The sequence below is a fragment of the Streptomyces sp. NPDC016851 genome (genome assembly GCF_055562795.1).
In genome coordinates, this window is sequence record NZ_JBVHEP010000036.1 from 60,983 (window position 1) to 84,050 (window position 23,068).

A 23,068-nucleotide genomic window follows, 5' to 3' on the forward strand; every position below is an offset into this window, starting at 1 on the left:
TCAGCCCCTCCGGCACCCACATGGACGGACGCCCCGACCGTTCGTCGAACCGTTCGTCGACGCGATCGACCGTCCGCCGCACAGGCGGGTACGTGGCCTGTCCCCCCGGCCGCGCCCTGCGGTGGCATACGGCCATGACGGCCGGATCCACTCTCACGAACGGGACGACCGCCGAGCACGAGCTCGCCGCACTGCAGCGGGAGCACGGCCGGCCCCTCTTCGCGCTCCTGCTCCGGCTCTGCGACGGCGACCGGCAGCGCGCGGAGGACCTGGTGCAGGAGACGCTGGTGCGCGCCTGGCAGCACCCCGAGGCCCTGCGCGCCGACGACTTCGACTCCGTACGGCCCTGGCTGATGACCGTCGCGCGGCGGCTCGCGATCGACGCCCGGCGGGCCCGGCAGGCGCGTCCCGCCGAGGTCGGCGACGCGGTGCTGGAGAACGCGCGGGTCATCTCCGACCACGCCGAGCGGGCCGCGGCGATGCTCGACGTCCGCCGGGCTGTGAAGACACTCACTCCGGAACACCGTGAAGTCCTGGTGCTCGTGTACTTCCAGGGGGCGAGTGTGGCGGAAGCTGCGGCGACCCTCGGCATTCCGCCCGGTACCGTGAAGTCCCGCGCGTACTATGCGCTGCGCGCCCTGCGCCGGGTGCTTCCGGGATACGCCGCCGACCTGCGCTGAAACCAATGGCTGAGTCAAGCCTCCGTAAAGCGCCTTGCTGAGGACCCCGGTTGAGTAATCGGCTGTTCCCATCCGTGTTCCGGATGGGGCCGTCAGCGCCCCGGGGCCCGGTGTCGGGCGACGCGCACGTACCGGAGGAAGGCAGGAAGGGATGCTGCACAGAAGTGAAGAGGGCACGGACGGCTCCGGCGGTGAACTGACCGTCCCCATGGCGTGGTTGTATGCCGAGTACATCGCCGACGAGCTGCTGCGGACCGGCGACCTGATGCCGCCGACGTCCTTCGAGTTCCGCGCGGGGCGGGACGCACTGGCACTGACCATCTTCCTCTCCGACACCGAGGGAGAGCTGTCCGGCATCCGGGTCGTCACGCAGCTGGAGACGTGGCTGTCACTGACGGCGTACGACCAGCCGTGGCAGGAGTGGGTGCGCGAGCGGCTCGCCGAGCTCGCCGCCGCGGCCGCGGAGTCGGGCCGGCCCGCGCCGGATCTGGACCTCGCGGAGGAGGCCTGGCGCTGGCTCCAGGAGACGGAGCTGCTCGCACCCGATCTGAACGCGGTGCCGGGCGGCGCTCCGGTGGTCGGGGAGGACGAGGGGCCGAAGGTCTGGACGCCCGCCTGGCAGCTCGGACTGCCGCTGGGGCACCTCGCGATCCATCTTTTTTAGATTTCTGCGGCCCCGGACCAATCCGCGGGCCGGAGGGCTCCGAATCCTTTGGTTGCGATTGTGTCACCGGCTTGAGTGATTCCGCTGCCTGGTCCGTACCGGTGGGAGCAAGGAGTAACCCCACCCGCACCCAACGGCACGAGGATTCGGCATGAGGTCCCTGGAAAGGCATCGCGACGTCGGCGCCTACGCGCTCGGCGTGCTGGACGAGGCGGAAGCCTTCCGCTTCGAGGACCACCTCATGGAGTGCCCTCGGTGCGCCGCAGAGGTGACGGAATTCGGCCCGACGACACGGCAGTTGATGCTGTACCGGCGGGCGACGCCACGGTTCGTGCACCCGATGGCGCAGCCCGGGCCGCGCATGCTGGACCGGCTGCTGGCCGAGGTGGCGACGCGGCGCCGGGCCGGACGCCGGCGCATGCTGTTCGGCCTGGCCGCGTCGGTGATGATCGCCGTGTCGGTACCCGCCGTCGCGATGATGGCGCGGGGCGGCGCCGAGGAGCCGGTGCGGATCGCGGCGACCGACGCGCGGTCGGGTGTCTGGGCCCAGGTCACGGTCGAGGACAAGGCCTCGGGCAGCCAGGTCGAACTGAAGGTGAAGGACGCGGCCGGTCCCCGCCCCTGCCACCTGGTCATCGTCGGCCGGGACGGCACCGAGGAGACCGCGACCAGCTGGCACGGGCCCGGGCACGACGACCGGCCCAGCACGATGATGGCCAGCTCCTCCAAGCATCCCGACGAGACCGCCCGCTACGAGGTCCGCTCGGCGTCCGGAGAGGTCCTGGTGAGACTTCAGCCGCAGTAGGGCGGCCCCCGCCCGCGCAGAGACCGGCGACGGTCGCCTGGAGGCGTACCTCGCCGGTCCGGAGACGGCGACACCTCGTGGACGGCGCGGAACGCCTCGGCGTCCTCGCCGCGCAGGCGCCGTCGCTGACGCCGGCCGTTCTGCGCCGCGGCCGGGCACCCTCGTCACGCTGCTCGCCATGATGATCACGTCGGCCCGGGCGTACCAGGACTCCTTCGTCCGGCGCACGCGCACGAACGCGATGGCCCTGCCGGCCGAGAGGCCTTCACGATCGGCACCAAGTGCGTCGTGTCCACGGCCGTGCTGGAGCCCGCCTACGAGATCGGCGGCGACGCCTTCGACCACTCCCTGACGGAGACGGCCCTGCACGCCACGGTCCTCGACGCCATGGGACACGACCTGACCTCCGGGCTCACCACCGCGGTGTCGCCGGCCGCGTGCCCCACCGCCCGGCGAACCGGCGCGGGCCTGCCCGACTCCGGGCTCCTGATGTTCGAGTGGAACGGTATGTCCCGTCCCCCTCGTCCACCAGGGGCGCCCGGCCGCCGCATCCGTCCAAGTGACGACCCGGGTTCGGTTGGACACCGGGCCCCCTGGGGCCGGGTCGGCGCATTGATGGTCAGCGAACCGCGGAGGCATAGTGAAGCGCGGTCAAGCCGCCGCGCACCCCTTCGTTCTTCGAGAGAGGGCAACGCTGTGCCGAATCCTTTTGAAGACCCCGACGCCACCTACCTCGTCCTGGTCAACGACGAGGGCCAGCACTCGCTCTGGCCTGTGTTCGCCACCGTTCCCGATGGCTGGAAGACCGTCTTCGGGGAGGCCGGGCGCCAGGAATGCCTCGACTACATCGAGAAGAACTGGACCGACATGCGGCCCAAGAGCCTCATCGAGGCGATGGAAAACCAGCGCTGACGCCATGACAGTCGACCTCACCGGATTCCGGAGCCTGGGCGATGCCTTCGCCGCGCGTGTCGCCGCTCATCCCGAACGGACCGCACTCACTCTCTATCACGGCTCCACCGGGGCGGACCCCGAAAGCATCACCTACGGGGAACTGGCCCGCCGGTCCCGGGCGCGCGCGCAGGAGCTGAGCAGCAGACTGGCCCCCGGCGAACGAGTGCTCATCGCCCTGCCGACCGGCATCGAGTTCGCGGAGGTCTACCTCGCCTGCCTGTCCGCCGGGCTGGTCGCCGTGCCCTCGCCGATGCCGGGTGGTTCGGCGAGCGCCGGTGAGCGGATCGCCGCGATCGCGGCCGACTGCTCGCCCGGCCTGGCCCTGACCACGCAGGCCGCCCAGGCGCAGGTCACCACGCACCTGCGCGACCACAGCCTGGACCGGCTCGGCGTCGAGGCCGTCCTGCCCGCGGACGCGGAACCGGCCTCCGGGGCGGAGGCGGTCGGGCGGGAGACGGTCGGGCGGGTCGTCGCCCGCGACGCGGACGCGATCCTGCAATACAGCTCGGGATCCACCGGCTCGCCGAAGGGGGTGATCCTCACCCATGGCGCGGTCCTGGCCAACATCGAGGCGGTGTGCAGACACGTGGGGCTCGGTCCGCAGCACCGGTTCGGCAGTTGGCTGCCGCTGCACCACGACATGGGCCTGTTCACCCAGCTCACCGCGGCCCTGCTGTGCGGCGCGACCCTCACGCTGATGCAGCCGACCCTGTTCATCCGACGGCCGGTCGAGTGGTTCCGCATGATGGACCGGTTCCGCATCACCTTCACCTGCGCCCCCAACTTCGCGTACGACCTGTGCACCCGCCTCATCACCGACGAGATGGCGGAGGGACTCGATCTGTCGGCTCTCCGTTACGCCGGTAACGGCGCCGAGCCGATCCACGCACCGACCATGGAGGCGTTCACCGAACGGTTCGCCCGGATCGGCCTGCGCGCGCTCGCCCACTCCCCCGGCTACGGCCTCGCCGAGTCCACGGCGTACGTGACGTGCGTGCCCGAGGACGTCCGGCCGACCGTGCTGACGGTGGATCCGCGGCGTCTGGAATCACGTGGGCGGCCGGAGTTGCACCCGGCGTCCGGCGGCGCGGGCCGGCCGCTGACCGGCCTCGGCCGGCCGCACGCCTTCGACCTGCGGATCGTCGACCCGCAGACCCGCAGTCCGCTGCCCGAGGGCAGGGTCGGTGAGATCTGGTTGCGCGGGGAGAGCGTCGGCCGCGGTTACTGGGGCAAGCCGGAGTTGAGCGCGCAGGTCTTCGACGCTCGTCTGGCCGGCGCCGACCAGGGGCCCGGCTGGCTGCGCACCGGTGATCTGGGGGCGCTGGTCGAGGGCGAGTTGTTCGTCACGGGCCGTCTCAAGGAAATGCTGATCGTCCATGGCCGCAACTTCTTTCCGCAGGACATCGAGCACGAGGCACGGGGCGCGCACGAAGCGCTCGGCGGTCAGGTCGGGGCCGCGTTCGGGATCGGCTCGCCGGACGAGCGCGTCGTCCTCGTGCACGAGGTGCACCCGAAGACCCCGAAGGCCGAACTACCGGACGTCGTCACCGCGGTCAGCCGCCGACTCAGCCGGTCGTTCGGCCTCCCCATGCGCAACATCGTGCTGGTGCGACGCGGCACCGTACGCCGCACCACCAGCGGCAAGATCCGGCGCACCGCCATGCGGGAACGGTTCCTCGCAGGCGACATGACCGTGCTGCACGCCGAGTTGGAGCCCGCGCTGCGGGCGACACCGACAGGGCCGGGGCGGTGACGTCGGTCCGCGCCGGCACGGGCACGGAGCCGGAGACGGCGCTCGACGCGGCCCTGGCCGAGGTCGCGCCCCGCGGTCCCGCCGGCCTCGGCCCGGACGGGGCCGGGGACGGGACGGGCCGCCTGAGCGCCGAACTGGACGCCGCCGAGGAGTTCCCCGCCCCGCTCGTCGAACGGCTCGACTCGTTCGGCCTGCCCGCGTACTACGTGCCGGCCGAGTGGGGCGGCGCCGACAGCGACCACGAACTGCTGCTGCGCCTGTGGCGTACGGTGGCCCGGCACGACCTGAGCGCCGCGATCGCGCACGGCAAGACCTATCTCGGCGCCGCGTCGGTCTGGTGCGCCGGAGACGCCGAACAGGCCACCACGGTGGCGGCGGCGATCCTGGCCGGCGAACCCGTCGCCTGGGCACTGTCCGAACCGGACCACGGCGCCGACCTGCTCAACGGAGCCCTGACCGCGACCGGGCACGGCGGCGGATACCGGCTGGACGGTGTGAAGTGGCCCGTCAACAACGCCACCCGGGCCAGGTACCTGACCGTCCTGGCCCGCACCGGCAGGCCCGGCACCGGGCGGGGCCAGAGCCTCTTCCTCGTGGACAAGACCGCGCTCGCTCCCGGCACCTGGCGTGCCCTGCCCAAGGAACCCACGCACGGCATCCGGGGCATCGACATCTCCGGCATCGCGTTCGAGGGGGCGAGCGTGCACCCCGGTGCCCTGCTCGGCCGCGAGGGCGCGGGAGTCGAGACCGTGCTGCGGGCGCTTCAGCTCACCCGGACCATGTGCGCGGCCCTGTCGCTCGGTGCCGGCGAGCACGCGCTGCGGATCGCCGCGACGTTCGTCGCCGAGCGGATCGTCCAGCGGCGCCCGCTGCTGGACCGCGCCCACCCGCGGGCGATCCTCGGCCGGTGCGCGGCGCTGCTGGCCGCCACCGAGGCGGCGGCCCTGGTCGGCAGCCGTACGATCCACGCCCTGACGGGCGAGATGAGCGTGGTGTCCGCGGTGGTCAAGTCCCTCGCGCCGACCCTGACCGACTCGGTGATCCACGAGCTGGCCGAACTGCTCGGAGCACGGTCCTTCCTCACCGGCGTGTACGCGCACGGGGCCTTCCAGAAGACCTGGCGCGACCATCAGATCGTGTCGGTGTTCGACGGCAGCACGCCGGTGAACCGCGCCGCTCTCGTGCAGCAGTTCCCGCGCCTGGTGCGGGAGTACACCGCCGGCACCGCCGACCAGGAGGGGCTGGCGGAGGCGGCGTCGGCGGGCGATCCGCTGCGGCCGCTGGACCGCGGGGCTCTGACACTACTGTCCCGCAGGGGATGTTCCGTGGTGCAGTCCCTCCCCGCGCTGTCCGGGGCCCTCGCCACCGGAACGGTTCCCGAGGGGATCGCGGAGCATGCCGCCGCTGTGGAAGCCGCCGCCGCCGACGTCCATCAGCTGATGGCGGCTGTGCCTCCGGCCGCCCACCCGCCGATGGCCGCCTACGAGATCGCCGCCGCCTACGAACTCTGTTACGCGGCGGCGGCGTGCCTGCACGCCTGGTCGGCCGGACGGCACCGGCACGACGGCGAACCGTTGTGGGAGGACGGCCTGTGGGCGCGGGCCGCCCTGCGAGCCCTGCGCACCAGGCTCGCCGCGACACTGCGGACCCCGGCACCGGTCGCGGCACCGGGAGACGACCGGATCGACGACCTGCTCGCACAGCGGGTGGCGCGGGCGGCTCGCACAGGCGCTCCCGTTTCCCCGTTCGGAACGCCGGCGCACCGGCTCCGGGACGGCCGCTGATGAGCGCCGCGGAGCTGGACGTGCTGCTGGGCGACGTCTGGGACGACCGGAACCCGGTGGGTCAGCGGGCGGTCCTGGCCGCCGACGAACGGCAGGAGATGCTCGCCGACGGCGAGCGGGCGCTGGACGACTACCGTCTGAACGCCGAGTTCGTGCCGGTGGCGTACGGCGGCCGCCTGGAACGCGCCGACCGGCTCGCCGAGGTACTGCGGACCCTGTGGCGGCGCGACCCCTGTCTCGGTCTCGGATACGGCTTCAGCTCCCTCATCGCCTCCGTCAACATCTGGAGCAGCGGCAGCGAGGAGCAGCGGCGCCGGGCGGCGGACCTGTTGCTGGGGAACGGCCGGATCGCTGCGGCGTTCCACGAGCTGGCGCACGGCAACGACTTCGCGCACGCGGAGTGCGCCGCCCACCCGGAGGGAACGGGCTGGCGGCTGTCCGGGCGCAAGGAGATCGTGACGAACGTGCGGCGGGCGGAGGCCATGGTGCTGTTCGCCCGGACCGGGCCGGGCGCGGGCAGCCGCAGCCACAGCCAGTTCCTCCTCACACGCGACGACCTGCCCGCCGGGACGATCCGGGACCTGCCGCGCTTCCACAGCTCCGGCATGCGCGGCGTCCAGCTCGGCGGCGTGGAGTTCGCCGGCTGTCCCCTCCCCGAGGACGCGCTGATCGGCTCGCCGGGGCAGGGCATCGAGGTGGCGCTGCGCTCGTACCAGCTGACCCGCTCGGTGGGCCCGGCGATGATCGTCGGGCCACTGGACACCGCGCTGCGCCTCGCGGTCCGGTCCTCCCTCGACCGCCGTCTGTACGGCGGCAGGGTCGCCGATCTGCCGTACGTGCGCGCGGTGATCGCCCGCGCCTACGCCGACCTGCTGGCCATGGACGTGTTCTCGACGGTGATCGTGCGGGCACTGCACCTGGAGCCGGAGTCGATGGCGGTCTACGCCCCGGCGGCGAAGTACCTCAACGCGCGGCTCCTGCTCGACGCGTTCGAGGACCTGCGGGCGGTCCTGGGCGCGAGGTCCTACCTGCGGCAGGGCCCGTACGCGCTGTTCCAGAAGCTGGCCCGGGACGTCGCTCCCGCCACCTTCGCCCATGTGTCCCTCAGCGCCGCCCTGGTGACGCTGCTGCCGCAACTCCCCCGGCTGGCCCGCAGGTCCTGGCTGGACGGCCCGCCCTCCGCGCCGTCACTGTTCGACCCGGTCGGCGACCTGCCCGCGTTGTCCCTGGAGCGGCTGACCACCGGTATGCCACGCCACGACGGCATCGTCGGCGCGCTCACCGAGCTCGCGGACGGTGTGCCGGCCGACGACCCGGATCCGGTCCGCCGGTTCGCCACCCGGTGCCGGGACGAGCTGCGGGCGGTGCGGGACGGGTGCGCGGCGCTCGGACCGGCGGACATCACGATCGACGCCTCGCCCGCCGCGTTCGCCCTCGCCGACCGGTACACAACGGTCCTCGCGGCCGCCTCCGCGCTGGCGGTGTGGCGCCGGTGCGGCACCCGCTACCCCGATGCCGCCCTGCTGGGCGCCCTGGACCGGCTGACCGGGCGGATGGGCGGTCCGCCGGTCCTCACCCCGGCCGAACGCGAGGACGTGGAGCGGCGTCTGTTCGACCTGGCCGTCGAGCGCTGTCTGGACAGTCGTCTGTTCGACCTGTCCGCCCGGCGCGTCCCGGACGCGTCGAGCCCGCACGCCCCGCGGACATGAGCCCGGCCGCCCGGAACCGGTCCAAAGCACGGCTCCGTCCACGCTCTTCCGTACTTTCGGCCGGTCCGCGACGTGCGTCGGCTTCCTAGCCTGAGCGCATGACTTCAGCGGAGCAGCCGACAAGGCCACCGGGAAAGATGTTCAACGTCGGGCTGGGCGTCGTGTTCGCCCTGGGAATCCTTTTCACCGCATTCATGTTCATGACCAGCTGGGGCGGCGCCTCCTGGATGTTCGGATGCGCCGTCTCGATCGTCATGACCGGCCTCGCACTGTTGCGCGAGCGGCACAAGTTGCTCATCTCGCTCGCGGGCCTGGTCGTGACGGCCGCCGCCATCGCGGTGTCCCTGAAGGTCGGGGACGATCTGCCGCAGGAGCCCGCGCCAGTCACGGCGTTCGCCCTGGCGGTGCTGGTCGGCTCCGCGCTCAGGACGCTGCCGGCGGGACCGGCCGCCGCGATCGCCCTGGGCGGCGTCGTGGTGACCGCGGTCCCCTGGAGCGACGGGTTGAGCGGGGTGACGGCCCTGGCCACGATGGCGATGATCATCGCTCTCGTGCTGGGTCCGGTGCTGCGCGGCCTCGACAGCCGGGCGCTGGCCACCGCCCGGACCCCACAGGACTCCTGGGCCAACCCGCCGCAGCCGTAGCATGCCAGGAGATCTGAACGCGATGAGCGCCGCCCAGCACACCGCCCGCACCGCGGAGCCACCCGGCACCCCGCCCGCGGCCCCGCCGAACCGGGCGGACCGCGGGCCCGGATTCGGTAGCCTGATCAACGTGACCATTCCGAACCCATGGGCCAAGGGCGTCTCCACGGTCGGACTCGGCGTCACGTTCCTCGCGGCGATCGCCATCCAGGCCGTCGCCCTCGCGCAGACCTGGGGAGCCGCGTCCTGGGTGCCCGGCGCGGCTGCCGCGGTGGTGGTGTGCGGGCTCGCTCTGATGCGTCATCGGGGGCGGACCTGGACGGCGGTCGCGGGCCTCGTCGTGGCCGCGGTGGCCTTCGTCGTCCCCCTGCTGCCGGACGTCCAACTCCCCGCCGGGCTCGGCCCGTCCATCGCCCTGGGCCTGGCGGTGCTCATCGGATCCGCGGTCCGGGTGCTGCCGACGGTGCGGGCCGGGGCCATCGCGGGCTGCGGACTCCTGCTGGTGGCCGCCCAGTTCGTGTCCCGGCCGGCGACGGCCGTCACGGCCATCGCCTTGGTGGCCTGGCTGGCCGCGCTCGGGGTGGGGTTGTCGCTGCGCAGACTCGACGACCGGGCGAAGGCCAACGCCAAACGGGTCCGCCGGTCCGAACGGCTGGAGCTGGCCCGGGAGCTGCACGACATCGTGGCCCACCACATCACCGGGATGCTGATCCAGGCACAGGCCGCCCAGGTCGTGGCCCGCCGGGACCCGGAGAACGTGTCGAACTCGCTGACCGAGATCGAGGCCGCCGGGTTCGAAGCCATGGCCGCGATGCGCCGGGTGGTCGGCCTGCTGCGCGACACCGACGACGCCGCGCCCGCCTCGCCCGGGCCGGAGGGGCTGAGCACGCTGGTCGAGCGCTTCAGCCGCCAGGGCCCGAAGGTGCGCCTGCACGCACCGGACGACGACACCGAGTGGCCGCCCGAGGTGACGAGCACCGTGTACCGCATCGTCCAGGAGGCCCTGACGAACGTCCTGCGGCACGCGCAGCACGCCCGCGCCATCGACGTCACCGTCAGCCGCGACACCGAGACCGTCACCGTCGAGGTCGCCGACGACGCCCCGCCGAACGCCCCCCGCCCCCACCACCGCGGCGGGTACGGTTTGATCGGCATGCGCGAACGCGTCGAGACGCTCGGCGGCTCACTGTGCGCCGGGCCCCGGCCAGGCGTCGGCTGGTCCGTGCGGGCGACCCTGCCCGTCCCCACCAGGGAGCCCGGATGACCATCAAGGTCCTGCTCGCCGACGACCAGGCGATGATCCGCCGCGGCCTGCGGCTGATCCTGGAGGATCAACCCGACATCTCCGTCCTCGGCGAGGCCGAGGACGGCGTCGAGGCGATCTCCATGGCCAGGCGGCTGCGGCCGGACGTCTGTCTGGTGGACATCAGGATGCCCCGGCTCGACGGCATCGAGGTCACCCGCGCGCTGGCCGGCCCGGGGGTGACCGATCCGATCCGGGTCATCGTGGTCACCACGTTCGACCTCGACGACTACGTGTACGGGGCACTGCGGGGCGGCGCGGCGGGGTTCGTCCTCAAGGACGCCGGTCCCGCCCTGCTCATCGAAGCCGTCCGCGCCGCCTACAACGGCGAGGCGCTGGTCTCGCCGTCGGTCACCCTGCGGCTGCTGAAGCACCTGAACGAGACCCAGGCGATGCCCCGGGGCCGCGCCAAGGACACTCCGCAGCTGTCCGGACGCGCGCTGGAGGTCGTCAAGGCCATCGCGCGCGGCCGCACCAACCAGGAGATCGCCGCCGAGCTGTTCATCTCGCTCAGCACGGTCAAGAGCCACCTGTCGGGCATCCAGACCAAGCTCGGGGTGCGCAACCGAACAGAGATCGCCGTCTGGGCCTGGGAGAACCGCGTCGTCGAGAGCACCTCCGAGTAAGCCGGTCACTCCCTCAGCACGACCGCCAGCTCCCGCACCGTCGGGTTGAGGTAGAGCACGCGTATGTGCAGGGGCGGCAGGCCCCGTTCGCGCATCATCGAGGCCATCCTGACGGCGAGCAGTGAGTTCCCGCCCAGTTCCCAGAAGCTGTCGGACAGGCTCACGGTGAAGCCGAAGAGCTGCTCCCACAGCGTCAGCAACTCGCCGGAGAGGTCGTCGTCCCCCGCCGGCTCTTCCCTCCCGCGGGAGGAGGAGGCTGCCGGTTCGGGCAGGGCGGCGAGGTCGACCTTTCCGTTCGCCGTCATGGGAAGCGCCGGCACAGCCGTGACGGTCGAGGGCAGCATGTAGTCGGGGAGGATCCGGGCGGCCCGCTTCCGCACGCCCGCGGTGGAGCCCTCGGAGAGGACCACGTAGGCGTCGAGCCGGCCGGTCGCCGCGTCGTTCGGATCCACCTGACGCAGCATCACGGCAGCCGCGGTCACCCCGGGGCACTCGGCCAGCACCGAACGGATCTCGTCCAGCTCGATGCGGAACCCCCGCAACTTGACCTGGTTGTCGAGCCGTCCCAGATGCTCCAGCGCGCCGTCCGGCCGCAACCGCCCCCGGTCTCCGGTGCGGTACATCAGCCCGCCGCCGAACGGATCGGGGCGGAACCGCTCCTGTGTCAGCTCCGGGCGCCGCAGATAACCGAGCGCCACCCCGGCGCCGCCGACATGGATCTCGCCGGCCACCCCGGGAGGCGCGAGTCGCCCCGCCGCGTCCAGGACGTACACCCGCCAACCAGGGAGCGCCCTGCCCACGGACCGGGAGCCGGCCAGGGCGAGTCGTCGCGTGACGGTCTCGGCGGTGACGTGCACGGTGGTCTCGGTGATCCCGAACATGTTGACCAGGCGGCAGCGGGATTCGGGGTACCGGTCGAGCCACGGCAGCAGGCTCCGGGCGTCCAGCGGCTCGCCGCCGAAGATCACCAGCCGCACCGCGAGCCGCCTGCCCCTGGCGCGGTCGGCCTCCGCGAGTTGGGCGAAGGCGGACGGTGTCTGGCTCAGCACGGTGACCTCGTGGACGGCGACGAGGTCGTGGAACTGCTCGGGCGACCGGGACACCCAGTACGGGACGACGACGAGACGGCCGCCGGTCATCAGACAGCCCCAGATCTCCCAGACCGAGAAGTCGAACGCCACGGAGTGGAAAAACGTCCACACATCGGCGGCGCCGAGGGTGAAGTCGTCGCGGGTGGCGTCCATCAGGGCGACGACGTTGGCGTGCGGGACCATCACCCCCTTGGGTCTGCCGGTGGACCCCGAGGTGTAGATCACGTACGCCGGGTCCTCGGGTCCGGTGCCGGTCACGGGCGGACCGTCCGCCTGGTCGTCGCCCAGCCCCAGCACCTGTGCGGGCGTGAGCACGTCGACGCCCGGGGAGCCGGGGAACCCCTCCGGCTCGGTGACCACGACGCTCAGGCCGGAGTCCGCGACCGTGTAGGCGAGACGTTCCACCGGATACGCCGGATCCAGCGGCACATAGACCGCCCCGGCCTTGAGCACGGCCAGCAGGACCGCCACGAGGTCCGCCGATCGCTCCAGGCAGACGCCGACCAGGGTCCCGTCGCTCACCCCGGCCGCGCGCAGACCGTGGGCGAGCCGGTCGGACCACCGGTCGAGCTCGCGGTAGGTCACCGGGAGGTCCTCGTCGAGGAGCGCGACCGCGTCGGGATGCTCGGCGACCCTCTCGGCGATCACGTCCGGGATCCGACGCGGCGTGCCGCGCGGCGGCCGCGGCGCTCGCCCCAGCCGCAGTATCCGATCGCGTTCCGCCGCGTCGAAGAGGTCGCACGGGCCGGTGAGCTGCCGATGCGCCTCGGCCAGATGGCGGACGAACTGTCTCGCGATCGGCTCGCTCACGCGGTCGAGTCTGTGGTCGCAGCGCAGGCCGTCCTCGCCGACTGTGATCGTCAACGGGAAGACGGGCGCCAGGCACGGCACGTACTCCCCCTCGCCGCCCAGGTCGAAGACCAGCCCGGCGCTCACGGCCCCGGCCGGCGGGAGGCCGCCCCGTTCGCCGGTGTCCAGCGCGGCGACCACCGGCGGTCGTTCCGGCTCGTACCGGGAGAGCACGACGGCGAGCGCCGCCTGCCAGCCCGCCGGATCACGGGACGTCCCCTCGGGCAGCGTGACCAGGTGTCCTGCCGAGGCATTCCCCTGACTCCGGTCGCCCAGCCCCCAGGAGGGTGCGTGGTCGAAGTCTCCCGGCGGGTCTGCTCGTGCCGGCACAGGCTCCCCGCCGTCGCGCACCGCGGCCGCCAGGCGGCGTAACGCCCGTTGGTCGAACGCGGCCCGGTGCGCCACGACGACGAGGTCGGCCGGGCCGTCGGTGTAGCGGATCAGCACGGTGCGCGATCCACGGTCGGCGTCGACCGGCCGGTACACCTCGCGCTCGCGGCGGCGCTCGGCGCCCGGCTCGTCGCTCGCGAAGGGCACCTGTTCCACCCAGGGCACGTCCACGCTGTCGGAGGCTTCGAGGCGGACGCGCAGCGCGTGGCACTGACCGGCGTCCTCGCCTGACTGGAAGGTGACCACGTCCCACTCCCTGCGGTTCAGCGGGCCGTGAACCCGCCGTCGACGGTGATGACCGATCCCGTGACCTGACGGGACCCGTCGGAGGCGAGCCAGACCGCGGCCGAGGCGACATCGTCCGGCTCGATCAGGGCGTTCATGGGCTGCGCCTGGACGAACGCCTCCTCGTGCTCCGTGACCGGCACCTGAAGCGACCTCGCGATCTCCGACAGCATCCGGCCCTCCACCGCCGCGTCGTCCCGGACCGAGCCCGGGCACAGGGCGTTGACCCTGACCTTCACCGGGGCGAAGTCGAGGGCCGCAGCCTTGGTGAGCCCGATGACGCCGTGCTTGGCCGCCACGTAACCCGCGAAGTTGCGGTATCCGACCTGCCCGGCCGTGGACGCGACGTTGACGATGCTGCCGGCCCGCTGGGCCTTCAGGATCTTGCCGACCGCCTTGATCGCGCGCCACGCGCCGGAGAGATCCACATCGATCATGAGCTGCCACTCGTCCTCGTCGATCTCGTCGGCGGGCTTGCCGGAAGGGGCGGCGATCCCGGCATTGTTGAGCAGCACGTCGATACGCCCGAACCGGCCGTGGGCGTCGTCCACGGCGTGCCGCAGAGCGGCGAGGTCGCGGACATCCGCCTGCCGGGCCAGGACGGCGGCGCCGTGCTCGCGGCACAGTTCGGCGGTGTGGTCGAGCTGACCCGCGTTGCCGAGCGGATACGGCACGCCGGGCAGGTCGGCGCAGAGGTCGAGGAGGACGAGATCGGCGCCCTCCCGGGCGAAGGCGACCGCGCAGGCACGTCCCAGGCCCCGCGCGGCACCGGTGACGATCGCGGTCTTGCCGGCAAGCTGCATGGCCGCTCCTAACGGGCGAGTGCGTCGTCGACCAGGCGCAGCAGGCTGCCGGGGTCCTCGGCGATGTACATGTGCCCGCCCTCCACCTCGGCCTGGGTGAAATCGGCGCTGGTCGCCTTGGCCCATTCGCCGGTTTGCTCGGCCGTGACCAGGTCGTCCCCGGTGCCGCGCACGGCGGTGATGGGCAGCGGCAGCGGCCGGTCCGTGGCGGGGACGTAGTTCTCGTGCATCTCGACGTCCGCCCGCAGGGTCGGCAGGATCAGCTGGCGCATGTCCGGATCGGACAGCGCCTCGTGGTCGTAGCCGGCGAACTCCTTGACGCGCAGCAGGAACTCCTCGTCGGGCAGGCCGGTGGCCCGCCTGGTCCGCCGCGTCCAGGGGCCCGGCGAGCCGCTCACGAAGAGCCGCGCCACGTCGGCTTGGGTGCGGTCGGCCAGCAGGTGGGCGAGTTCGTACGCCAGCACCGCACCGAGGCTGTGCCCGAAGATCGCGACCCGGTCGCCCGGGCTGATCTCCTCGGTCACGGCGGGGAACAGCCCGGCGGCGGCCTGCGCCACGTCCCGGTACGGGTTCTCGGAGAGCCGCCACTCCCGGCCCGGTAACTGGAGTGCCACGATCCGCGGGTTCCCGTCCGTCAGCGCCGCCCATGGGTGGAAGAACGAGGCGCCGGCACCCGCGAAGGGGACACACAGCAGGGATGTCCGTCGCATGTCTGCTCTCTCCGTTCCTTTGGTCATCGGGATTCCAGCCAGGCCGAGATCGCCTGCCACGCCAGGCCCATCATGTCGGGACGGACCATGTCCACGTGCCCGCACGGAATGGACACTTCCGTGATCTCACCGGAGACGTAGGGCGCCCATTTCGCGGTGAGGGGTCCGTCTTCCGGCGCGTTGTCGGTCGAGGTGAGGATCAGCGTGTCGCCGTCGAACCGGCCGGTGGTGTGCGCGGCCCTGATCCGGGTGTTGTTCTCGAACGTCCGCGCGACGAAGGCGATCTCGTCGTCGGAGAATCCGCCGAGCAGGTGGCCGAACTCCGCGCGGATCGCATCCTCCCAGGACAGGTCGCCGCCGTCGGCGGTGGCGCCGTCCCGGGCGCCGGTGGCCGTGACCTCGTCGTCGATCGGGAACGAGTCCATGACGACCAGAGCGGCCACCTCCTCTCCCCGCGCCCTCAGCTGAACGGCGATCTCATGCGCGGGAGCCGCGCCGAAGGAGTATCCGACGATGTGGTAAGGCCCGGTGGGCTGTACCGCGCGCATCTGCTCGATGTAGTCGGCGGCCATCTCCGTCAGCGAGCCCGCGAAGGGCGCCTCGCCGTCGACGCCGCGGGCCTGTAGCCCGTAGACGGGCTGATCGTCCGGCGCGTGCTGGGCGAAGGGCGTGTAGCACCAGCTCAGTCCGCCCGCGGGGTGGACGCAGAACAGGGGCGGTCGTTCACCGCCGCCGCGGATCGTCAGCAGTACGCCGAGCGAGTCCCGCATCGACGACAGGCTGAGCGTGTTCCGCAGGGCGGCCACGGTCGGGGCGGCCATCACGTCCCGGACGGAGACGGTGATGCCCCGGGCCTCCAGCCGGTGCACCAGCCTCACCGCCAGCAGCGAGTGGCCGCCGAGTGCGAAGAAGTCGTCGTCGACCCCGACGTCGGGCAGCCCCAGCACCTCGGCGAACGCCTGGCACATGGCCTGTTCGACCGCCGCCATCGGCCCGTGGGCCACCGCGTCGGCGGTCCCGTGCGCGAGCTGGGGGTCGGGCAGGGCTTTGCGGTCGAGCTTGCCGTTGGCCGTCAGTGGCAGGGTGTCCAGTTCCACGAGAGCCGCCGGCACCATGTACGACGGCAACCGCTCCCCGGCGTACTCCCGCACCGCGTCCGCAGCCGGTGCTCCCGCCTCGGCGGGCACCAGGTAGGCGATCAGCCGCTTGTCCCCCGGGGTGTCCTCGCGGACCACCACGGCCGCTTGGGCGAGCGCGGGATGGTCCGCCAGGACAGCCTCGATCTCGCCCGGCTCGACCCGGAAGCCACGGATCTTCACCTGCTCGTCCGCCCGGCCCACGAACACGAGCCGGCCCTCGGCATCCCAACGGGCCAGGTCCCCGGTGCGGTACATCCGCTCCCCGGCCGGCCCGAACGGGCAGGCCACGAACCGCTCACCCGTCATCCCCGGACGGTTCAGATAACCCCGCGCGACACCGGCTCCGGCCACGTACAGCTCCCCGGCCACACCCACCGGCACCGGGCCGAGCCCGCCGTCCAGGACGTAGGCCCGCGTGTTGTCCAGCGGCCGCCCGATCGGCAGCACCCCGTCGAGGTCACCGGCGTCGCCGACCTCGTACCGCGTCGCGCACAAGGTCACTTCGGTCGGCCCGTAGAGGTGGCGTACCACCACACCCGGGTTGGCCTCCAGCACCCGCCGCACCGACCCGGCCGGCACCACATCCCCACCCGTCAACACCTCCACCACACCGGCAAAACAGCCCGGATCCTGATCCGCCAGCACCCGCAACAAACCCGCCGTCACATGCACATGCGACAAGCCGTGACCGGCGATCAGACGACGCAACACCGCTCCGTCCACCGCCTCATCCGGCGCCACCACGACCGTGCCACCCGACAGCAACGGCACCCACAGTTCATAGGACGACGCGTCGAAGGCGTGCGGGGCGTGGAACAGCACCCTCGGCGTCGCCCCCCAGCACCGGTCCCGGGCCAGCGCCACCACATCCCGGTGCGTGGCCACCACACCCTTGGGCACACCCGTCGAACCCGACGTGTACATCACGTACGCGGCCGCGTCCGCAGCCACCGACGCGGGCAGCGGCGCCTCGGCATCCGCGTGCGTGTCGAGCGGCACCACGGTGACTCCGAGCAGCTCGTGTTCGGTCGCCTGCTCGCGCACCACCAGCACGGGGGCACTCGCATCGTCGATCACCGCGCGCATCCGCGCCACCGGCCATCCGGGATCCAGCGGCAGATACGTACCGCCGGCCTTCAGCACCGCCAGCAGCGTCACCACCAGCTCGACGGACCGTTCCATCAGCACGGCGACGACCGTCTCCGGTCCCACGCCCGACGCGATCAGCACGCGCGCCAGCGCATCGGTCCGCGCGTCCAGTTGGCCGTAGGTCACCTCGTCGTCGCCGGACACCAGCGCCACGGCGTCCCGGGCGGCCGCCGCTCGCTCGGCGAACACGTCCGGCACCGAGGCGTCCGCCATCGCGACCGCGGTGTCGTTGTGCCCCTCGACCAGCTCGGACCGCTCGGCCTCGCTCAGTACGTCCAGTGCCGACAAGGGGGTGCCGGGTGCCTCGTCGAGGGCTGTGACCAGGTTCGCCAGGCACGTGTGCAGGAGCGCGCAGACGTCGGCGGGATCGACGGGCGCCACCGCGTCCACGGCGATGGTGAAGCCGCCTCCTCCGACATCGACGGCCACGGCGAGCGGGTAGTCGGTGATGTCGCGGTCGGACAGCAGTTCCATGCCCTCCAGAGCTTCGGCGGCCTCCTCGGACACCTCCGGGTTGTGCCGGTAGTTGAAGAGCGAGGTGAACAGCGGGCTGCCGCCGGGCAGGCCACTGGCCGCCTGCGCCAGGGCCAGCGGCGCGTGCTCGTGGACCATCAGGTCGGCGAGCTGGTGCCGCAGGCCGGTCAGCGCCTCCCCGACCGCGAGGCCGGCCAGGCGCACCCGTACCGGCAGCGTGTTGATGAACAGGCCCGGTACGCGGTCGGAACCCGCCCCGGAGTTCATCCTGCCGAACAGGATCGTGCCGAACACCACGTCGTCGCGGCTCGACAGGGCCGCGAGTACGCGCGCCCAGGCCAGGTGGAAGACCGTCGCCGGGCTCACGCCCAACGACCGGGCGACGTCCGTCAGCCGCCCGGCCAGCTCGCCGTCGACCCGGAGGGCGGCCTGGGTCACCGCCGTGCCGTCGCCGTGTACCTCGGCCAGCCCGTACGGTGCGGTCGGTTCGGTCACGTCGCCGAGGAGGCCGGCGAAGTAGCGCTGATGCTCCTCGCGGGAAACCCCTAGGCGGGCCTGCGCCACGAAGTCCCGGAACGGCAGCGGCTTCGGCAGGTGCGCGGTCCGCCCTTGCAGGTGGGCCCGCAGCTCGTCGAGCATCACCTGCAGGCCGGTGTGGTCCTGCAACAGGTGGTGGACGCGGAGCAGGCACAGCCACCGGCCGCTTCGCGGGTCGGCGGCGATGTGCGTCGTCATCAGCGGTGCCCGGTCCAGCTCCATCCAGCCGCCGACGGCGGCCGTCAACTGCTGGGCCGCGTCCGGGCCCTCCGGGTCCAGGGCCACCTCCTCGACCGGCAGTTCGGCGTGGCGCAGCACCACCTGAACGGGCTCCGGAAGGCCGTCGGACAGGAACGCGGTGCGGTAGACGTCGTGCCGGTCCAGCACCCACTGCATCGCGTCGAGGAAATCGTCCAGGCGTCGCCGTGAGTCGAACTCGATCACCGTGGGCGTCACGTACACGTCCGTGCCGTCCGGGCCGAGCATCAGGTGGTGGAAGAAGATGCCTTCCTGGAGCGGGGCCAGCGGGTACACGTCCTGGATGCCGGCCGCGCCGCCCGGCACCTGCTCCACCATCCGCCCGACCTCGGCCTCGCTCAGATCGACGAGCGGGAGCATCTCCGGCGTGATCCTGGTGGCGTCGTCCGGGATCAGGTTGGGCGGCACCACCACGGTCTCCGGCCCAGCGGCCGCCGCCAGTCCGGCCGGCGTCGGCGTCGTGAACAGCGCCCGCACCGACACGGACACCCCGCGCTGCCGCAGCCATTCCACCAGCGACACCGCCAGCAGCGAATGGCCGCCCAGGGCGAAGAAGTCGTCGTCCACACCGACCGACGGGATGCCCAGGACCTCGGCGAACGCCTGGCAGAGCAGCTCTTCCCCGACCGTGGCCGCGGCCCGCCCGCCACGGGAGGTGAACGCCGGGGCCGGCAGGGCCTTGCGGTCGAGTTTCCCGTTCGCGGTCAGCGGCAGCGTGTCCACCGCCACCACCGCCGAGGGCACCATGTACGACGGCAGGCGCTCGGCCGCGTGGGCGTGCGCGGCTGTCGCCACATCGCCGGCTTCCGGGCCGCCGGCCACCACGTAGGCGACGAGCCGCTTGTCGCCCGGGACGTCCTCCCGCACGACGGCGGCGGCGTGCCCGACCGCCGGGTGGCCGCTCAGCACGGCCTCCACCTCACCCAGCTCGATCCGGAATCCCCGGATCTTCACCTGGTCGTCCGCCCGGCCGAGGAACTCCAGCTCGCCGCTCGTCCGCCAACGCACCACGTCGCCGGTGCGGTACATGCGCTCCCCGGCGGGCCCGAACGGGCATGCCACGAAGCGCTCCGCCGACAGTCCCGGGCGTTCCAGGTACCCGCGTGCGAGCTGCGCTCCGGCCAGATACAGCTCACCGGACACCCCCGGCGGCACCGGCTGGAGCGCGCCGTCCAGCACATAGGCCCGCGTGTTGTCGACCGGGTGGCCGATCGGCACCTGGGACAGGTCCGCCCCCACCGCGACATCGGCCGCCGTCGCGTAGACCGTCGCCTCGGTCGGGCCGTACAGGTTGGTGACCGTGCTGCCGACCGCCGCCATACGGGCGGCGAGGGACCCGGGCAGCGCCTCGCCCGCGACGAGCAGCCGCAGCCCCCGCGCGACCTCCGCGTTCGCGGTCAGCAGCGCGTGCCACAACGCCGGGGTGCCCTGCATCATGGTCACGCCGAACCGGTCGACGAGTTCGGCCACGGCCGCCGGGTCCCGCACGTCTCCGTCCGGGGCGACCACGACTCCGGCGCCCGCGAGGAGCGGGGCGTACAGCTCGAAGACGTGGATGTCGAAGGTCACCGTCGTCACGGCCAGCAGGCGGTCCGTGGTGTCCATCGGGAAGCGCCGGCCCATCGCCGTGACGAGGTTCGCCATGGCGCCGTGCGGGACCACGACTGCCTTGGGCCGCCCGGTGGAACCCGACGTGTAGATCACATAGGCCGGGTGGTCCGGGAGCAGCGGCGTGAGGCGTTGCGCGTCGGTGAGGGGGCCGTCGTCCATGCCGGACAGCTCCGCGACCGTACCGGGATCGTCCACGGCGAGCCGTTCCGGCCGGTTCTCCACTGCCGCGATACCGCCGCCGGTGAGGAGCACCCCGGGCCGGGCGTCGTCGAGCATCAGCGCGATGCGCTCGGCCGGATGCCCCGGGTCGATCGGCAGGTACGCGCCCCCGGCCCTCAGTACGGCCAGCAGAGCCACGAGCAGGTCCGCCGAACGCGCCATGCACACCGCGACGCGCGACTCCGGGCCGACACCGCGCCGTACGAGCAGCCGCGCCAGCCGGTTCACCCGGGCGTTCAGCTCGGCGTAGGTCAGCCGGACGTCACCGCACAGGACCGCCACCGCGTCCGGTGTCCTCAGCGCCTGGGCCTCGAACATCTCGGAGAGGAGCCGGGCGGGCAGCGGGGCCTGTGTGTCGTTCCACTCCTCGACGACCAGCCGCCGTTCGTCCGCGTCCAGCACGTCGACCGCGCTCAGGCGCACGTCGGTGTCCGCGGCGATCGCCTCCAGGACGCGCACCAGGCAGGCCGCGATCCGCTCGGCCGTGTCCCGGTCGAACAGGTCGGCGGCGGCGATCAGCATGCCTTGCAGCCCCGCCGGCGCGCCGGTGGCGTCGAACATCTCGCCGACGGACACGTCCAGGTCGAACTTCGCCGCCGCACGTCCCATGGGCAGCGTGTCGGTTCGCAGACCCGGCAGTTCCGCGGCGGGACCGCCACCGGGACCGGCCGTGTTCTGGAGCGTGAGCATGACCTGGAAGAGGGGGTGGCGGGCCAGTGAGCGGGCCGGGGCCAGTTCCTCGACCAGCCGCTCGAAGGGCACGTCCTGGTTCTCGTACGCCGACAGGCTCACCGCCCGGACCCGCGCGAGCAGTGCGCGGAACGTCGGGTCACCGGACAGGTCCGTGCGCAGGACGAGCGTGTTGACGAAGAAGCCGACCAGTTCGTTGAGGTTCTCGTCCGTCCGTCCCGCGACCGACGCCCCGATGGGGACGTCGCTGCCCGCGCCGAGGCGGTGCAACAGCGTCGCGAGTGCGGCCTGGAGCACCATGAAGACGGTGACGCCCTCGACGCGCGCCATCTCCACGAGCCGCTCGTGGAGATCGGCGGGTACCAGCACCGGCACGTCATGCCCCCGGGTGGAGGCCTCGGCGGGCCGCGGCCGGTCGGCGGGCAGTCGCAGTTCTTCCGGCGCACCGGCGAGCGCATCGCGCCAGTACGCCACCTGACGCGCCAGGACACTGTCGGCGTCGTCCTCGTTTCCGAGCAACTCGCGCTGCCAGACGGCGTAGTTGACGTATTGCACGGGCAGCGGCGTCCAGGCGGGGGCGCGCTCCTCGCGGCGGGCCGCGTAGGCCTCCGCCATGTCGCGGGCCAGCGGCTCCATGGACCAGGCGTCACCGGCGATGTGGTGAACCACCAGGACCAGTACGTGCTCCCCGGGCACTGTCGCGAACAGCCACGCCCGCAGCGGGATCTCCGTGGAGAGGTCGAACGCGTACCCGGCCGCCTCGGTCACCGCGGCCTCGAGCCGGTCCTCGGCGACGTCCACGACCCGCAGTGCGAACCCGGCGTCGTCGACCGGCAGCACCCGCTGGTACGGCTCCCCGTCCGCCAGGGAGAACACCGTCCGCAGGACCTCGTGCCGCTCGATCACGTCACGGAACGCTTCCGTCAGCGCCGCCCGGTCCAGCTCCCCGGTCAGCCGCAGGCTGAGGGGGATGTTGTACGTGGCGCTCGGTCCGTCCAGCTGCCCGAGGAACCACAACCGGCGTTGCGCGAACGACAACGGCGCCCGCTCCGGCCGTTCCCGCGCCTGAAGCGCCTTGCGTCCCGGCCGGGCGTGAGCGAGCCCGCGCGCGAGGGCCGCCGGGGTCGGTGTGTCGAAGAGGGCCCGGATCGGCAGCTCGACGTCCAGCACCGCCCGTACCCGGCTCACCAGGCGCGTCGCCAGCAGCGAGTGGCCGCCCAGGGCGAAGAAGTCGTCGTCCACGCCGACGGCCGGCAGGCCGAGCACCTGGGCGAAGGCTCCGCACAGCAGTTCCTCGCGGGCGTCGGCCGCCGACCTGCCCGCACCGGCCGCGTAGTCGGGGGCGGGCAGTGCCTTGCGGTCGAGCTTGCCGTTCGGCGTCAGCGGGAAGCCGTCCAGCTCCACGATCGCCGAGGGCACCATGTAGCCGGGCAGTTGCTCGGCGGCGTAGGAGCGCAGTGTCCCGGGCAGGGTGACGGCGTCCACGCCGGCGGCGGCGACCACGTATCCGGTCAGTCGTTTGTCGCCGGGGGCGTCCTCCCGTACCACCACCGCGGCCTGGGCCACAGCCGGATGCCCCGCCAGGACCGACTCCACCTCACCCGGCTCGATCCGGAACCCACGGATCTTCACCTGATCATCCGCACGCCCCGCGAACACCAACTCACCCCCGGCAGACCACCGCACCCGGTCCCCGGTCCGATACATCCGCTCACCCGGCACCCCGAACGGACACGCCACAAACCGCTCCGCCGTCAGCCCCGCACGCCCCAGATACCCACGCCCCAACTGAGCACCCGCCACATACAACTCACCGACCACACCCACCGGCACCGGCCGCAACCCGCCATCCAGCACGAACACCCGCGCATGAGCCACCGGACGCCCGATCGGCACCCCCCACCCCACACCCCCAGCCCCGGCACGCCACACCGTGACATT

Annotated in this window: 14 protein-coding genes; 10 read left to right on the top strand and 4 right to left on the bottom strand. The window is 72.6% G+C overall.

From position 1 onward, the window contains the following. Positions 1-134 precede the first annotated feature (134 nt). From ACZ3I3_RS38380 to ACZ3I3_RS38425, 10 genes are all read left to right on the top strand, one after another. Positions 135-680: a sigma-70 family RNA polymerase sigma factor gene (locus ACZ3I3_RS38380; RefSeq protein ID WP_467372412.1), complete on the top strand. Its 546-nt coding sequence runs from the start codon at positions 135-137 to the stop codon at positions 678-680. A 151-nt stretch (positions 681-831) separates the two neighbouring features. Further along, positions 832-1,344, top strand: a complete 513-nt coding sequence (locus tag ACZ3I3_RS38385; protein ID WP_467372413.1) for a hypothetical protein — start codon at positions 832-834, stop codon at positions 1,342-1,344. Between the two features lie 151 nt (positions 1,345-1,495). Next, on the top strand, positions 1,496-2,149 hold the full coding sequence (locus ACZ3I3_RS38390) for a zf-HC2 domain-containing protein (RefSeq protein WP_467372414.1): 654 nt from the start codon (positions 1,496-1,498) through the stop codon (positions 2,147-2,149). Positions 2,150-2,845: 696 nt separating this feature from the next. Further along, complete coding sequence (locus ACZ3I3_RS38395; protein WP_467372426.1) at positions 2,846-3,061, top strand: MbtH family protein; 216 nt, start codon at positions 2,846-2,848, stop codon at positions 3,059-3,061. Between the two features lie 4 nt (positions 3,062-3,065). Beyond that, complete coding sequence (locus ACZ3I3_RS38400; protein ID WP_467372415.1) at positions 3,066-4,856, top strand: fatty acyl-AMP ligase; 1,791 nt, start codon at positions 3,066-3,068, stop codon at positions 4,854-4,856. Continuing rightward, complete coding sequence (locus ACZ3I3_RS38405; protein WP_467372416.1) at positions 4,853-6,640, top strand: acyl-CoA dehydrogenase family protein; 1,788 nt, start codon at positions 4,853-4,855, stop codon at positions 6,638-6,640. The genes ACZ3I3_RS38400 and ACZ3I3_RS38405 overlap by 4 nt, the downstream gene beginning before the upstream one ends. After that, positions 6,640-8,349, top strand: a complete 1,710-nt coding sequence (locus ACZ3I3_RS38410; RefSeq protein WP_467372417.1) for an acyl-CoA dehydrogenase — start codon at positions 6,640-6,642, stop codon at positions 8,347-8,349. Before ACZ3I3_RS38405 ends, ACZ3I3_RS38410 begins: the two co-directional genes overlap by 1 nt. Positions 8,350-8,447: 98 nt before the next feature. Next, entirely contained in the window at positions 8,448-8,993 is a 546-nt protein-coding gene (locus ACZ3I3_RS38415; RefSeq protein WP_467372418.1) for a metal transporter, read from the top strand. A 130-nt stretch (positions 8,994-9,123) separates the two neighbouring features. Continuing rightward, positions 9,124-10,257 (top strand): sensor histidine kinase, encoded by a 1,134-nt coding sequence (locus ACZ3I3_RS38420; protein WP_467372419.1) that lies wholly within the window; start codon positions 9,124-9,126, stop codon positions 10,255-10,257. Continuing rightward, positions 10,254-10,922: a response regulator gene (locus ACZ3I3_RS38425; protein WP_307178914.1), complete on the top strand. Its 669-nt coding sequence runs from the start codon at positions 10,254-10,256 to the stop codon at positions 10,920-10,922. Before ACZ3I3_RS38420 ends, ACZ3I3_RS38425 begins: the two co-directional genes overlap by 4 nt. 5 nt (positions 10,923-10,927) lie before the next feature. Here the strand turns inward: ACZ3I3_RS38425 and ACZ3I3_RS38430 are convergent, their stop codons facing one another. From ACZ3I3_RS38430 to ACZ3I3_RS38445, 4 genes are all read right to left on the bottom strand, one after another. Continuing rightward, on the bottom strand, positions 10,928-13,498 hold the full coding sequence (locus ACZ3I3_RS38430; protein ID WP_467372420.1) for an amino acid adenylation domain-containing protein: 2,571 nt from the start codon (positions 13,496-13,498) through the stop codon (positions 10,928-10,930). 17 nt (positions 13,499-13,515) lie between these two features. Further along, on the bottom strand, positions 13,516-14,340 hold the full coding sequence (locus ACZ3I3_RS38435) for a mycofactocin-coupled SDR family oxidoreductase (RefSeq protein WP_467372421.1): 825 nt from the start codon (positions 14,338-14,340) through the stop codon (positions 13,516-13,518). 8 nt (positions 14,341-14,348) lie between these two features. Then, positions 14,349-15,050, bottom strand: a complete 702-nt coding sequence (locus ACZ3I3_RS38440) for a thioesterase II family protein (protein WP_467372422.1) — start codon at positions 15,048-15,050, stop codon at positions 14,349-14,351. 23 nt (positions 15,051-15,073) lie between these two features. Continuing rightward, positions 15,074-23,068 (bottom strand): amino acid adenylation domain-containing protein (locus ACZ3I3_RS38445; RefSeq protein WP_467372423.1); only part of this gene is annotated, 7,995 nt, incomplete at its 5' end.